The sequence below is a fragment of the Actinomycetota bacterium genome (assembly GCA_005774595.1).
Lineage (GTDB): Bacteria > Actinomycetota > Coriobacteriia > Anaerosomatales > D1FN1-002 > D1FN1-002.
Genome location: VAUM01000017.1, coordinates 1 through 14,195, shown reverse-complemented (window position 1 = coordinate 14,195; position 14,195 = coordinate 1). Strand labels below are relative to the sequence as shown.

The window sequence follows — 14,195 nt, the reverse complement described above, 5'->3', positions numbered from 1 at the left end:
GCTCGCCGTCGTCCGAGTCGCCCATGTCGTCCGCGCGCTCCTCGTCCTCGACGAGGCCCTCGAGCGAGATGCCGAGGTCCTCCATGCCGCCCTCGATCAGGTCCTCGAGGCCGGCCATGCCGCCCTCGCCTCCGGCGGTTCCGGAGTCGTCGACGCCCGCGAGCAGGCCGTACTCCTCGGCCGTCTTGAAGACGTCGTCGTCGGACTCCTTGAGCTCGATCTCCTCACCCGTCTCCGAGATGAGCTCCACGCCGAGGCACAGCGACTGCATCTCCTTGACGAGGACCTTGAACGACTCGGGGATCGACGGCTCGGGGATGTTCTCGCCCTTGACGATCGCCTCATACGCCTTGACGCGGCCGAGGACGTCGTCGGACTTGATGGTGAGGATCTCCTGCAGCACGTAGGCAGCGCCGTGCGCGTACAGGGCCCACACCTCCATCTCACCGAAGCGCTGGCCGCCGAACTGCGCCTTGCCACCGAGCGGCTGCTGCGTGATGAGCGAGTACGGGCCGGTCGAGCGCGCGTGGATCTTGTCGTCGACCAGGTGGAGCAGCTTCAGCATGTAGATCTCGCCGACGGTGACCGGCTCGCGGAACGGCTCGCCGGTGCGGCCGTCGAACAGCTGCGTCTTGCCGTTGCGCTCGATCTGCGGCACGAGCGCCTCGACGTACTTCTTGCCGAAGCGGCCCTGCGCGCGCAGCCGCATGTTGCGGTCCGCGGCCTCGAGCGTGTCGGCGATCTCCTCTTCACGTGCGCCGTCGAACACCGGCGTGGCGACGTGCATCGGGCCGTCGACGGCCTTCGCCTGCTTCGGGTCGTTGTCCCAGCCCACGGCGGCCGCCCAGCCGAGATGCGTCTCGAGCAGCTGCCCGATGTTCATTCGCGACGGGACTCCGAGCGGGTTCAGGATGATGTCGACCGGCGTGCCGTCCGCGAGGAACGGCATGTCCTCGACCGGCAGGATCTTGGAGATGACGCCCTTGTTGCCGTGGCGGCCCGCGAGCTTGTCACCCTCGTTGATCTTGCGCTTCTGCGCGACGTACACGCGCACGAGCTGGTTGACGCCCGGGTTGAGGTCGTCGCCGGCCTCGCGCGACATCTTGCGCACCGCGATGACGCGGCCGGTCTCGCCGTGCGGGACCTTGAGCGACGTGTCGCGGACCTCGCGGGCCTTCTCGCCGAAGATGGCGCGCAGCAGGCGCTCCTCGGCCGTGAGCTCGGTCTCGCCCTTGGGGGTGACCTTGCCGACCAGGATGTCGCCCGGGAACACCTCGGCACCGATGCGGATGATGCCGTCCTCATCGAGGTTCGACAGCATGTCCTCACCGATGTTGGGGATCTCGCGGGTGATCTCCTCGGCACCGAGCTTGGTATCGCGGGCCTCGACCTCGTACTCCTCGATGTGGATCGAGGTCAGCAGGTCGTCGCGCACGACGCGCTCGGACAGGATGATGGCGTCCTCGTAGTTGTAGCCCTCCCACGGCATGAACGCGACCGTGAGGTTCTGACCCAGCGCGAGCTCGCCGGCCTCGGTCGAGGGGCCGTCCGCGAGCACGTCGCCGGCGGCCACCTTCTGGCCCTCGGCCACGACCGGGCGGTGGTTGATGCAGGTGCCCTGGTTGCTGCGCATGTACTTGGGCATGCGGTACTCGTCGAGCGTGCCGTCCTTCGCGCGCACGACGATGAGTCTGCTGTCGACGGACTCGACCACGCCCGCGCGCGAGGCGCGGATGATCTCGCCGGTGTCGACGACCGCGCGGTGCTCGAGGCCGGTGCCGACCAGCGGCGCGGCCGGCCGCAGCAACGGGACGGCCTGGCGCTGCATGTTGGAGCCCATCAGGGCGCGGTTCGCGTCATCGTGCTCGAGGAACGGGATGAGCGCGGTGGCCACCGACACCATCTGACGCGGAGAGACGTCCATCAGGTCGACGTCGGCCGGCTTGACCTCGGCGGGCTCGCCGCCCGGCAGGCGGCACAGGACCTTCGCGCGCGTGAACTTGCCGGTCTTCGCATCGAACGGCTCGTTCGCCTGCGCGATGATGTGTTCCTCCTCGCGGTCGGCCGTCAGGTACTCGATCTCGTCGGTGACCTTGCCCTTGACCACGCGGCGGTACGGCGTCTCGATGAAGCCGAACTCGTTGATGCGGCCGTAGGTCGCCAGCGAGCCGATGAGGCCGATGTTCGGGCCTTCAGGCGTCTCGATGGGGCACATGCGGCCGTAGTGGCTCGGGTGCACGTCGCGGACCTCGAAGCCCGCACGCTCGCGCGACAGGCCACCGGGGCCGAGCGCCGACAAGCGGCGCTTGTGCGTCAGACCGGCCAGCGGGTTGGTCTGGTCCATGAACTGGGACAGCTGGCTCGAGCCGAAGAACTCCTTGATGGACGCGACGATCGGCCGGATGTTGATGAGCGTCTGCGGCGTGATCTGGTCTACGTCCTGCGTGGTCATGCGCTCGCGCACGACGCGCTCCATGCGCGCGAGCCCGATGCGGAACTGGTTCTGGATGAGCTCGCCGACGGTGCGGATGCGGCGGTTGCCCATGTGGTCCTGGTCGTCGAGCGCGAAGTGGCCCGCGCCCGGCGCGGACTGCGCACCCACGCGCGCGACGGGCGCGCCGAAGTCCGAGTAGCGCGCGCCTGTGGTCCTCTCGTCGTTGACCCACAGCCCGAGCAGGTACTTGACCATGCCCACGACGTCCTCGTTCGTGAGCGTCCGCTCGCCCGCGTCGACCTTCGAGCCGATCTTGCGGTTGAGCATGTGGCGGCCGACCGCGCCGAGGTCGTAGCGCTCGGGCTTGAAGTAGAGCGCCTCGATCGCCGAACGCGCGGACTCCGGCGTCGCGGGCTCGCCCGGACGCAGCCGCTTGTACACCTCGACGAGCGCCTCGTCCTGCGTGGTCGCCGGGTCCTTGCGCAGCGTCGCGTCGACGACCAAGGTGGCCTCCGGCAGCCCATCGAGCAGGATCTCGCGCAGCTCCTCGTCGGTCTCGGCGATGCCGAGGGCGCGCAGGACGGTCGTGACCGGAAGCTTGCGCTTGCGGTCGAGCTTCGCCCACGCCACCTCGTCGATGGTGCGCTTGCCGAACTGGCGGAACATGAACGGCGACCCGATGTAGAACTCGAGCCACGCGCCGCGGGTCGGGATGACCGACCCGACGATGAAGAGCTTCTCGCCCGAGCCGCCGGCCGGCTTGTCGATCTTGAAGATCGCGCCCGGCGAGCGGACGAGCTGGCTGACCACGACGCGCTCGGTACCGTTGATGATGAAGGTGCCGCGGTCGGTCATGAGCGGGAAGTCGCCCATGAACACCGACTGCTCCTTGACCTCGCCGGTCTCCTTGTTGACGAACTCGACGTCGACGAAGAGCGGCGCCTGGTAGGACATGTCCTTGTCCTTGCACTCCTCGACGGAGTACTTGGGATCGCCGAACTCGTGGTTCGAGAACCTGACCTCGAGCGTGCCGGTGAAGTCCGAGATCGGCGATATGTCGGAGAAGGTGTCCCGCAGGCCTGCGGACAGGAACCAGTCGTAGCTGTCGACCTGCAACGCGATGAGGCTTGGAACGTCCAGGATCTCGGGGATCTTGGCGAAGGTCCGACGCTTGCGGAGACCGGCGTCGACAAGGGAAGAGCCTGCGGCAGAGGGCACCGGGCGGTCCTCCTTCAGAGAGGCATCGGGGCGGTTGGGTCGCAAACGATAAAGATACTTGCAAGACCCCGGCCGGTCAATGCCTTTCGGGGCCTTCTTCGAAGACGCGAAAGGCCGGGGCCTTCATGAGGGCCCCGGCCGTTCACGCGTGAGCGGCGGACGCGAGCTACTTGAGCTCGACGGTCGCGCCGGCCTCCTCGAGCTTGGTCTTCGCCTCGTCGGCCTTCTCCTTGGCGACGCCCTCGAGCACCGGCTTCGGAGCGCCGTCGACGAGGTCCTTGGCCTCCTTGAGGCCCAGCGCCGTCAGCTCGCGGACGACCTTGATGACGCCGATCTTCTGGTCGCCGGCGGCGACGAGCACGACGTCGAAGGCGGTCTTCTCCTCGGCAGCGGCCTCGCCGCCGCCCGCGGGGGCGGCAGCGGCCACGGCGACCGGGGCGGCCGCCGACACGCCGAAGACCTCTTCCATCTCCTTGACGAGCTCGGCGAGCTCCAGCGCCGGAGCCTCCTTGACCCACGCCAGCACGTCGTCACGGGTGATCTTGGCCATGATGTGTTGCTCCTTTACCGTTCCTCTGTCACGTCTTCCGCCTCCCGGCGAAAGACGCACGTTCACTGTCTCGTGCGATACGTGAGGACGCCTACGCGGCGGCCTTCTGGTCGGCAACGGCCCTGAACGCGCGCGCGAGCGCACCGGCCGGGGCGTTGCACAGGTACATGAAGTTGCGGACCGGGCTCTGGAGCGCACCCATGATCTGGGCGATGAGGACCTCGCGGCTCGGTAGCGACGCCAAACGCTTGACGTCCGCCGCGGCCACGACGTGACCTTCGAACAGCCCGCCCTTGACCTCGAGCGCCTTGTGCTCCTTGGCGTAGTCGAAGATCGCCTTGGACGGCGCCACCGGCTCATCGCCGGCGAACACGAAGGCTGTCGGACCCTCGAGCATCTCGTCCATCGACGGGTACTCGAGCTCGATCAGTGCGCGCGCGGTGAGCGTGTTCTTGTACACGCGCACCTCGGCGCCGACCTCGCGCAGCTTCGCGCGCATGCCCTGCATCTCCTTGACCGTGAGCCCGCGGTAGTCAACGAGGATCACGCCGCCGGCGCCCGCGAACTTGTCGCGGATCTCGGCGATGGTCGCCACTTTCTGCTCTGTCGGCACTTTCTGTACTCCCTCCTTCCCTTCGCTTCGGACCGCTCGTGGTGCGGTGGCACGTGCACCTCCGCACCGGCCGAGCGGACCGCTCGCCTCCCCGAAGCATCCGCCCGGAAGAGACGACGCGGCCCCCGTCGTCGAAGACGGAGGCCGCGGAAGGTTCGTGTCACGCGCTGTCGCGCCGGTCACGATACCGTCCGCCTCGGCTGGCGGGTCCCCTCAGAGGGGCCCATCAAGCCCGGTGAAGCCCGGGCGCCTGCTGTCTTCGGCAGCGGTCCTGTATGCGTTTGTGAAGAGCGGGCGCGATTCTACACGCGCCATGACGCCGGCCGCAAGAGCCGGCGAAAGGAACATCTACTCCTCGTCGAGCAGGCCGCGCACCTTGAGGGTGTCGACCTTGATGCCCGGTCCCATCGTCGTGGCGACGGTGATGGACTTCAGGTACTTGCCCTTGGCCGACGACGGCTTGGCTCGCACGATCTCCTCGAGCACGGCGCCGTAGTTGCCCACGAGCGCCTCGGGCGTGAACGACGCCTTGCCGATCGCGACGTGCGCGATGCCGAACTTGTCGGCGCGGTACTCGACCTTGCCGGCCTTCAGCTCGCCGACCACGCGCGCGACGTCCATCGTGACCGTCCCGAGCTTCGGGTTCGGCATGAGGCCGCGGGTGCCGAGGACCTTTCCGAGCTTGCCGACCTTGGCCATCATGTCCGGCGTGGCCACGGTGGCGTCGAAGTCGAGGAACCCGCCCGAGATGCGCTCGATCAGGTCGTCGTCGCCGACCACGTCCGCGCCGGCCGCCTCGGCCTCCTTGGCCTTCTCGCCGGAGGCGAACACGGCCACGCGCACGGTCTTGCCGGTGCCGTTGGGCAGCGACACCGTGCCGCGGACCTGCTGGTCGGCTTGGCGGGTGTCGATCCCGAGACGGAAGTGCGCCTCGACGGTCTCGTCGAACGTGGCCGTCGCCGTCTCCTTGGCCAGGCGCATGGCGGCAAGGGGCGAGTAGAACTTCGACCGGTCGAGCTTCTCGGCGGCTGCCGAGTACTTCTTGCCGTGCTTCATGTCCGGTTCCTCCTGTGTGGTCCGCGGGCGCTCTTTCGCACCCTCCCACGCGTACGTTCACCCGCGCGGCGCGCGGGGTGACTCCCGTCTCGTGCTAGCCGTCGACCGTGATGCCCATCGAACGCGCGGTGCCCTCGATGATCTTCATCGCGGCGTCGACGTCGTTCGCGTTCAGGTCGACCATCTTGGTCTCGGCGATCTGGCGCACCTGGTCACGGGTGACCGTCGCGACCTTCAGGCGGTTCGGGGTCGGCGAGCCCTTCTCGACGCCGGCCGCCTGGCGCAGCAGCACCGCCGCCGGCGGGGTCTTGAGGATGTACGTGAACGAGCGGTCCTCATAGACCGTGATCTCGACCGGGATGATGGTCCCGGCCTGGCTCGCCGTGTCGTTGTTGAACGCCTGGCAGAACTGCATGATGTTGACTTGGTGCTGGCCGAGGGCGGGACCCACGGGCGGCGCCGGGTTGGCAGCACCGGCCGGGATCTGCAGCTTGATGTAACCGATGACCTTCTTCGCCACGTCGCTCTTCCTCACATCGCGCACAGCAGGCCGACACGGCCGCCGCGCTCCCTTGTACCTAGATCTTGGACACCTTGTCGAACTCGAGCTCCACGGGCGTCTCGCGCCCGAAGATGGACAGCATGACGCGCACCTTGCCCTGGTCGGGGTTGACCTCGGCGATGATGCCGTCGAAGTCGGCGAACGGGCCCGAGGTGACCTTCACCGACATGCCCTCGACGAAGTCGGTCGAGGTGCGCGGCTTCGCGCCCGCCAGCGTGCGCTTGCGGATGCGGTCGACCTCAGTGCGCGAGAGGGCCACCGGCTTGGCCTGCGACCCGACGAACCCGGTCACGCCCGGCGTGTTGCGCACGACGTACCAGGAGTCCTCGTCGAGCTCCATCTGCACGAGGATGTAGCCAGGGAAGACCTTCTTCTCCTGCGTGACCTTGCGGCCGCCGCCCTTGATCGCGGTCTCGGACTCCTTGGGGATGAAGACGTCGAAGATGCGGTCCTGCATGCCCATCGACTCGATGCGGTGGAGCAGGTTCGTGCGCACCTTGTTCTCGTAGCCCGAGTAGGTGTGGATGACGTACCACTTCTTCGCCATCTACTTGACCACCTTGTCGAGCATCTGGACGATCCGCAGGATCACCTGGTCGAACGCGAAGATCACCACGATGAAGATGGCGAGTGTCGTCACGACGACCACGCTCGAGTTGCCCACCTCAGCGCGGGTCGGCCACACGACGCGTCTCATCTCCGCGCGCACGTCCTTCAGGTAGCGGACGAAGCGCACGAAGACGTTCGGCTTGCCCTGCGCCTTGGACGGCTTGGACGCCTTCGCCGGCTTGGCCGGCTTGGCATCCGCGGTCGCTGCCTTGGCCATCTCTTCCCTGTCCCGAGCGGCTGCCCTCACGGTGAGGGCGGCCCCCGTCATCCTCGATCGAACGCCGCAAAGCCGGTGCGCGCCGCGGCGGCTGTCTTGCTGGCAGGCCAGGAGGGACTCGAACCCCCAACATCCGGTTTTGGAGACCGGCGCTCTAACCAATTGGAGCTACTGGCCTGTACACTCCCGGACCCGGTGCGGGTCCCCGCGGCTAGCGGGTCTCCTTGTGCAGCGTGTGGGTCCGGCACCACTTGCAGTACTTCTTGAACTCGATGCGCTCGGGGTTGCTCTGCTTGTTCTTCTTCGTCGTGTAGTTGCGGCGCTTGCACTCGGTGCACGCCAGCGTGACGAGCGTCCTCATTGAAAAGACCTCCAGACACCCGCGCCGGCCCGGAGAGCCCGCGGCGGGAGGGGCGTGATCGCCCCGGTTCGGTCGGTGCCTGTCAAACGGCCGGCCCTGCGGCCGGCTTCGCGAAGGACGGGGCCCGGCACCGAGGCGCCGGGCCCCGAGCATCCTTCGCTCGCGAAGCTGACTACTTGAGAATCTTGATGACGCGGCCCGAGCCGACCGTGCGGCCACCCTCACGGATGGCGAAGCGCAGGCCGTCCTCCATCGCGATCGGGGCGATGAGCTCGCCGCGGATCTCGATGTTGTCGCCGGGCATGACCATCTCGGTGCCCTCGGGCAGGTGCGCCACGCCGGTCACGTCGGTGGTGCGGAAGTAGAACTGCGGACGGTAGCCGTCGAAGAACGGGGTGTGACGGCCGCCCTCCTCCTTGGTCAGGATGTAGACCTGGCTCATGAAGTCGGTGTGCGGGGTGACCGAGCCCGGCTTGCACAGGACCTGGCCGCGCTCGATCTCGGTGCGGGCGATGCCGCGGAGCAGCACGCCGATGTTGTCGCCCGCCTGGGCCTGATCGAGCAGCTTGCGGAACATCTCGACGCCCGTGACGACCGTCTTCTTGGTCTCGTGGATGCCGATGATCTCGACCTCGTCGCTGACCTTGACGATGCCGCGCTCGACACGGCCGGTCGCGACGGTGCCGCGCCCGGTGATCGTGAAGACGTCCTCGATGGCCATCAGGAACGGCTTGTCGATGTCACGCTGCGGCTCGGGGATGTACGAGTCGATCGCGTCCATGAGCTCCCAGATCGACTTCTTAGCCTCCTCGTCGCCCTCGAGGGCCTTGAGGGCCGAGCCCTTGATGATCGGGGTGTCGTCGCCCGGGAACTCGTACTCACTGAGGAGTTCGCGGACCTCCATCTCGACCAGCTCGAGGAGCTCGGGGTCGTCGACCATGTCGACCTTGTTCATGTAGACAACGATGTAGGGCACGCCCACCTGGCGGGCGAGCAGGATGTGCTCGCGGGTCTGGGGCATGGGGCCGTCGGCCGCAGAAACCACGAGGATGGCGCCGTCCATCTGCGCGGCGCCCGTGATCATGTTCTTGACGTAGTCGGCGTGGCCCGGGCAGTCGACGTGCGCGTAGTGGCGGTTGTCGGTCTGGTACTCGACGTGCGCGATCGCGATGGTGATGCCGCGCTCGCGCTCCTCCGGCGCCTTGTCGATCTGGTCGAACGGAGTGAAGTCCGCGTAGCCCTTCTCGGCCAAGGTCTTCGTGATGGCGGCCGTCAGCGTGGTCTTGCCGTGGTCGACGTGACCGATCGTACCTACGTTGACGTGCGGCTTGGTGCGCTCGAACTTCTGCTTCGCCATGTCTCCTCCTCCAGGGGATCATCGACGGCGTCGGCCGCAGCCGGCCGATCGGCGATCCGTCAGTTCTTCCTCGCTTGCTCGTTCCTTGTTCCCATCAGGGCTGCAGTACCTCGACGCTCCGCTGCGCCACTTATCAATCGCGCCGCGCGCGTTGTTGCTGGTAGCGGTGGCTGGACTCGAACCAGCGACGCCACGGGTATGAACCGTGTGCTCTGACCAACTGAGCTACACCGCCGTGACCGAGCCGGGCACACGCCCGGCGCTTGGTACGTGGAGCCCACAACCGGACTTGAACCGGTGACCTCTTCCTTACCAAGGAAGTGCTCTGCCGACTGAGCTATGTGGGCGTAACGGGACCGCGAGTCCCGGAGTGCCGCATGGTGGGAGCGCTTGGATTCGAACCAAGGTAGGCATAGCCAACGGGTTTACAGCCCGTCCCCTTTAGCCACTCGGGCACACTCCCGAAAAAAAAGAAACCCCTCTGCGCTTTTCAAGTTGCCGGTCTGCCGAAAGGCAGGAGAATCCTACACGCGTCCCTGTGGGGTGTCAACGCACCGCCACGCCCCCGGGAGTGTCCATCCCGTGAGGCGACCGGAGTGCCGCCGCGTGGGCAGCGGCGGCGGCGCGTGCGAGCGCGGCGCCGGTCAGGCGAGGCGCGAGAAGACCGAGGTGGTGACGCGCACGCCCGCAACGGCGCTGTCGACAATGTCGCGCGGCACGAACCGGAACCACGCCGAGTGGCCGCTCAGCATCACCGGACGGGGCGTGTACTCCTCGAAGTGCGACTCGAACCAGGCCCTCAGCTCGCGCATCGGGAGGATGTGGAGCTCGTCGCGGTCGACCCTGAGCTCCGAGAAGAAGACCTCGTCGGACTCGTTCATCAGCGCGGCGACCTCGTCCTCGCAGTGCGCGATCGCACACAGGTAGTACACGAGCTCGTCGGCCTCGGAGTTGAAGATCCAGCCCGGCTCGCGGGTCGCCGCGTTCGCGATCGCCTCGAACCCGTAGTTGCCGCCCTCGGGACGGTAGAAGCTGAACTCCCGGTTGCCCGTCTTGAGCGCGTCACGCCCGAAGTAGGGGTCCGCCTTGACCTTCGCCTTCACAGTGCGGCCCGCGGTGCGGTACGTCAGGTCGACGCCGCCGTGATTCGACGTGCCCGGCCACGGATAGACGACCGTGACGTCACTCATCCCCACGCGGTCGAAGTGCTTGGCGACGATACGCTCAGCGGCGCACTGCAGCAGCGCCTGCCCGGTGACGAGTGCCACTCGGTCTCCCCTCTCCGGCAAGAAGCACCTACCCGCCTATGCGCTCGTCGGCGACCCTCAGGCGCCGGCTGAGCACTTCGAGCAGCTTCACTGCGATGGACGGGTGCTGCTCGAGCAGGGCCTTGAAGTCCCAGCTCGACAGCATGAGGCACGAAGTCTGCTCGACCGCGCGGATGGTCGCGGAGCGGGGCGCTTGGTCGAGCAGCGACATCTCGCCGAAGAAGTCCCCGGGACCGAAGGTGCCGAGCGAAGCACCGTCGCGAAGGATCTCGACCCGGCCGGACAGGATCATGTAGAAAGCCTGGCCGGGTGTGCCTTGGGTCACGATGATCTGGCCCGGCTGGAACCCGTGCTCCTGCGCCGCGGCGGCGACCGCCTCGATCTCCTGCAGCGAGCAGTTGGAGAAGAGCGGGACCTTCGCGAGGAACGCTTCGTGCGCCATTGCAGCCCTCTTTCAGGAACGTTCGACCGTCGGCGCGCCCCTCGCCGACCCCCAGCGGTGTCGCGGGGTGCATTGTAGCGCAGACGAACGGCACGATGTAACGGACGCCACAGACGAGCGGGCGCTTTTCATGCACAATAGGCGCGGACTCGGCTGCCGTCTCGGAGGGACGATGGCGCTCTTCCTCAGCCTGTACCTCGGGCACCTCATGGCCGACTACGCGTTGCAGCCCGGAGCGCTCGTGCGCGCCAAGCGCGAGTCGCTCCAGGGGCTCCTTCTTCACGTGGGGCTCATCGGAGCGGCGACCGCACTCGTGCTGTGGAACGACGTCGTGGTGCAGTGGCCGCTCGTCGTGATGGCCATGGGCGCGCACTTCGTCATCGAGAAGCTCACGATCGCCGCGCGGATCGGCACACCGACGCGCGGCCTGTTCGTCTTCCTGTTCGACCAGTCACTGCACGTGCTGTCGATAGGGCTGCTCGTGTGGATCGCCGGCGCGTGGACCGTCGGCGGTGACGCCCGCCTGTTCTGGATGACCGTCAGCGAGCCGACGCTGATGGCCGTGGACGGACTGGTGACCGTGACCCTGCTCGGATCCATCCTCGTGTTCGAGGCGGCGGGCGCGTTCGTCGGCGACCCTTCGCACGACACGACCATCCTGGAGTGGGACCTCCCCCGGGTGCTCGGGATGGCGGAGCGCGGCGTGGCGCTCGCGCTCGCGATCTACGCGCCGGCCGCCTTCCCCGGCGCGACGGTCGCCCTGGTCGCCGCCATCGGACTCGTGATGCCGTTCGTGCCGAGGTTCGCGTACACGGCGACCCGCAAGGACTCGCGCGAGCGCGAGCGGCTGCTCGTCGAAGGCGCGACCGGGCTGGCGCTGTGCGTGCTCGCGTACTCGGCCTACGTGATGGTGGTGACGGTCTCCGGCGCGTGACGCGCGTCGACGAAGGAGGTACGCAAGGTGGCTCGACGCATCGCCCCCCGTCGCAACGGCGCGTTCCTCGGCTGGATCCGGGCAGCCGTGTTCTTCGCCGTCACCATCGGTGCGCTGAACTCGATGGACTTCTATCCCGGGGGCGTCGACTGGCTGCTCGCGCTGCTTGCCGGCGTCCTGGGCATCTTCTCGCCCGGGCTCGGCGTACTCGCGTTCGTCGTCGCCGCCGCCGTCCCGCTGGCCGCCTCGGACCTCGTCGTCGCCGGCGTCTTCCTCGTGGTGGGGTTCGCCGCCGTGCAGTACCTCGGGCAGTCGGACGCGCGCGCGTTCGTCGTGGTCGCACTCGCCTACGCGCTCTCGAGGTCCGGGATGGCGTGGGCGGTCATCGCGCTCGGCGGCTACATCATGGGCGCGGGTGAGGGCGCGATCGCAGCGCTGATCGCCTGCCTGGTGATCGAGGTGGCAGGGCTGCTGATGGGTCGCGAGGCGGTCGGCGTCCTCGCGACCGGCGGACACGCGACCGCCGCCGACCCGGCGGTGCTCGTCTTCCCGCACCCGGTGCCCGAGCCGCTCAAGTTCGCCTGGTTCGCCGACGCGATCCGCAACGTGGATCCGGGCAAGGCGCTCGGCACGCTCGGGTCGGCCGGCAACGTGCCGCTGCTCGTCGTCCAGCCGCTCCTGTGGGCGGGGGGCGCGGCGCTGGCAGGCGCGATGAAGCGACGCGACGACCACCCGAGGCGGGCGCTGTTCGGACTCCTCGCGGTCGGAGGAGCGGTCCTCGTCCTCGGCGCGGTGAGCACCGCGCTGGCGGCCGCGCTCGGCAGCCCCGCCGGGCTCGGCGCGATGGTCGTGGGCGCCGCCTTCTCCCTCCCGGTCGCGCTGCTGTGCGTCGCGGTGTGGGAGTGGGTCTTCCCGCCGGTGCCCATCACGGTGCCGGAAGGCCGCCCGCGGACTGCCACGATGGGGGCCGAGGACGCGGACGTCGACGAGCTGCTCCGCCTGATCGAGAGCGCCGAGGAGGAGCTGACCACCAAGCACACCACGCAGGCGGTCGTGATGATCACGGACATGAAGTCCTTCTCCAAGATGACCGAGGAGGAAGGGTCGTTCGTCACGGCGAAGCTGATCCAGAAGCATCGCGACCTGCTGCTCCCGATCGTCACGGAGCACGGAGGGCGCGGGAAGTCGACCGGCGGCGACGGGCTGGTGGCAGCGTTCCAGACACCGGGCCAGGCGGTCGCCGCGGCGGTGCGGATGCAGCGGGCGCTCGCGGACTACAACTCGTCGCGCACGACCGAGCGCGACATGACGATCCGCATCGGCATCGCCGCGGGCGAGGTCGTGCTCGACAAGGGCGGCCGGCCGTTCATCGGCGCGGCGCTCAACCTCGCCGCGCGCGTGATGAACCTCGCGGACGGCGGTCAGGCGATGACGACCCGGCCGGTCGCCGACGCCGCGGGAGGCGAGTTCCGCCTCTTCTCGCACGGCAGGTTCGAGCTGAAGAACATCGCCGAGCCGATCGAGGTGATCGAGATCCTCTACGACGAGGCACAGGAGCCGAAGCCGCCGCCGATGGACCCGGTCACGTGAGCGCGGGAGCGGCTCGGTCGCGAAACGAGGCCCGGACGGGACCGTCCGGGCCTCGTCACGAAGAGCCGGTGGAGCCGGCGGAGGGAGTCGAACCCACAACCTGCGGTTTACAAAACCGCTGCTCTGCCATTGAGCTACGCCGGCGGTGCGCACCATTGTATAGCGCGCGCGGCACCGCGTGCTTCAGCAGGCCTCGCAGCGACGGACCTGGATCTCCATCTTGCGCTTGATGCGCTGGAGCGCGTTGTCGATCGACTTAACGTGCCGATCGAGCGATTCGGCGATCTCGTTGTACGAGCGGCCGTCGACGTACAGGCGCAGCACGTCGGTCTCCAGCGCTGAGAGTGCATCGGTGAACCCGGCACTGATGCTGGCGGTCTCCCACGCGGAGATGACGAGCTCCGCTGGGTCGCAGACCTCCTTCGCCGCGAGGATGTCCGAGAGCAGCCGCTCGCCCTCCTCCTCGACCGACGCAGGCTTCGACAGCGAGACGTAGCTGTTCAGCGGGGCGTGCTTGTGGCGGGTCGCCGTCTTGATCGCGGTGATGAGCTGCCGGGTGACACAGAGCTCCGCGAACGAGCGGAAGCTGGACTGGCGGGACGGGTCGTAGTCGCGGATCGCCTTGTACAGGCCGATCATGCCCTCCTGGACGACGTCCTCGCGGTCGGCGCCGGCGAGGAAGTACGAGCGAGCCTTGCACCGGATGAACGGCCGGTACCGCTCGAAGAGGAGCGCGCTCGCGCGTTCGTCACCCGCCTGGGCTGCGGCGACCAGGTCCGTCTCCCTCGCCGGATCGTACCGGCGACGGGCACCCCCGACATCCACCAGCATCAAGATCCCCCCGATGGTCCCCCGGCATGGCTCCCGAGGGGGGATTGGGCGCCCTTGGCGAGGGCGCGAAGTACGAGGCCGCCCTCGACGGTGAGAGAGTCGCGGCCGGATGTCAACGCCCTGGAGACTCCCTGAAGAATCCTTATGGCGGGC

General features: G+C 68.0%; 14 protein-coding genes and 5 tRNA genes. 2 read left to right on the top strand and 17 right to left on the bottom strand.

The window, feature by feature from the left end; genetic code table 11:
• The 15 genes from FDZ70_01650 to FDZ70_01580 form a co-directional block, all read right to left on the bottom strand.
• Nucleotides 1–3,652: DNA-directed RNA polymerase subunit beta (locus FDZ70_01650; protein ID TLM80230.1), on the bottom strand; the 3,652-nt coding region annotated here is incomplete at its 3' end.
• Nucleotides 3,653–3,818: 166 nt separating this feature from the next.
• Nucleotides 3,819–4,193 carry a 50S ribosomal protein L7/L12 gene (locus FDZ70_01645; GenBank protein ID TLM80231.1) on the bottom strand — a complete coding sequence of 125 codons (375 nt, stop codon included), beginning with the start codon at nucleotides 4,191–4,193 and terminating at the stop codon, nucleotides 3,819–3,821.
• A gap of 100 nt (nucleotides 4,194–4,293) precedes the next feature.
• Nucleotides 4,294–5,001 (bottom strand): 50S ribosomal protein L10, encoded by a 708-nt coding sequence (locus FDZ70_01640; GenBank protein ID TLM80229.1) that lies wholly within the window; start codon nucleotides 4,999–5,001, stop codon nucleotides 4,294–4,296.
• A gap of 162 nt (nucleotides 5,002–5,163) precedes the next feature.
• Nucleotides 5,164–5,871, bottom strand: coding sequence for a 50S ribosomal protein L1 (locus FDZ70_01635; protein ID TLM80228.1), 708 nt, complete (start codon nucleotides 5,869–5,871; stop codon nucleotides 5,164–5,166).
• 94 nt (nucleotides 5,872–5,965) lie between these two features.
• Entirely contained in the window at nucleotides 5,966–6,391 is a 426-nt protein-coding gene (gene rplK, locus FDZ70_01630; GenBank protein TLM80227.1) for a 50S ribosomal protein L11, read from the bottom strand.
• Nucleotides 6,392–6,449: 58 nt separating this feature from the next.
• Nucleotides 6,450–6,980, bottom strand: coding sequence for a transcription termination/antitermination factor NusG (nusG, locus tag FDZ70_01625; GenBank protein ID TLM80226.1), 531 nt, complete (start codon nucleotides 6,978–6,980; stop codon nucleotides 6,450–6,452).
• The gene (gene secE / locus FDZ70_01620) at nucleotides 6,981–7,259 is read right to left on the bottom strand and encodes a preprotein translocase subunit SecE (protein TLM80225.1); all 279 of its coding nucleotides are present in this window, start codon (nucleotides 7,257–7,259) and stop codon (nucleotides 6,981–6,983) included. It abuts the gene before it with no gap.
• 100 nt (nucleotides 7,260–7,359) lie between these two features.
• Nucleotides 7,360–7,437, bottom strand: a tRNA-Trp gene (locus tag FDZ70_01615).
• A 33-nt stretch (nucleotides 7,438–7,470) separates the two neighbouring features.
• Nucleotides 7,471–7,620, bottom strand: a complete 150-nt coding sequence (rpmG, locus tag FDZ70_01610; protein TLM80224.1) for a 50S ribosomal protein L33 — start codon at nucleotides 7,618–7,620, stop codon at nucleotides 7,471–7,473.
• Nucleotides 7,621–7,792: 172 nt separating this feature from the next.
• Nucleotides 7,793–8,977 (bottom strand): elongation factor Tu, encoded by a 1,185-nt coding sequence (gene tuf / locus FDZ70_01605; GenBank protein TLM80223.1) that lies wholly within the window; start codon nucleotides 8,975–8,977, stop codon nucleotides 7,793–7,795.
• Nucleotides 8,978–9,135: 158 nt separating this feature from the next.
• A tRNA-Met gene (locus FDZ70_01600) sits at nucleotides 9,136–9,212 on the bottom strand.
• Between the two features lie 36 nt (nucleotides 9,213–9,248).
• Nucleotides 9,249–9,324: transfer RNA gene (locus FDZ70_01595), tRNA-Thr, on the bottom strand.
• Nucleotides 9,325–9,355: 31 nt separating this feature from the next.
• Nucleotides 9,356–9,440 (bottom strand) — tRNA-Tyr (locus FDZ70_01590).
• A gap of 181 nt (nucleotides 9,441–9,621) precedes the next feature.
• Nucleotides 9,622–10,245: a hypothetical protein gene (locus FDZ70_01585; GenBank protein ID TLM80222.1), complete on the bottom strand. Its 624-nt coding sequence runs from the start codon at nucleotides 10,243–10,245 to the stop codon at nucleotides 9,622–9,624.
• A gap of 28 nt (nucleotides 10,246–10,273) precedes the next feature.
• A complete protein-coding gene (locus FDZ70_01580) occupies nucleotides 10,274–10,687 on the bottom strand; it encodes a cyclic nucleotide-binding domain-containing protein (GenBank protein TLM80221.1) in 414 nt (137 codons plus the stop codon).
• Here FDZ70_01580 and FDZ70_01575 point away from each other — a divergent pair.
• Both FDZ70_01575 and FDZ70_01570 read left to right on the top strand, forming a co-directional pair.
• The gene (locus FDZ70_01575) at nucleotides 10,572–11,621 is read left to right on the top strand and encodes a DUF3307 domain-containing protein (protein ID TLM80220.1); all 1,050 of its coding nucleotides are present in this window, start codon (nucleotides 10,572–10,574) and stop codon (nucleotides 11,619–11,621) included. The two genes, FDZ70_01580 and FDZ70_01575, sit on opposite strands and share 116 nt — an antisense overlap.
• A gap of 27 nt (nucleotides 11,622–11,648) precedes the next feature.
• A complete protein-coding gene (locus tag FDZ70_01570) occupies nucleotides 11,649–13,211 on the top strand; it encodes an adenylate/guanylate cyclase domain-containing protein (protein ID TLM80219.1) in 1,563 nt (520 codons plus the stop codon).
• A 69-nt stretch (nucleotides 13,212–13,280) separates the two neighbouring features.
• Here FDZ70_01570 and FDZ70_01565 read toward each other — a convergent pair.
• Both FDZ70_01565 and sigH read right to left on the bottom strand, forming a co-directional pair.
• Nucleotides 13,281–13,355: transfer RNA gene (locus FDZ70_01565), tRNA-Thr, on the bottom strand.
• A gap of 39 nt (nucleotides 13,356–13,394) precedes the next feature.
• Entirely contained in the window at nucleotides 13,395–14,042 is a 648-nt protein-coding gene (gene sigH / locus FDZ70_01560; GenBank protein ID TLM80218.1) for an RNA polymerase sporulation sigma factor SigH, read from the bottom strand.
• Nucleotides 14,043–14,195: the final 153 nt, after the last annotated feature.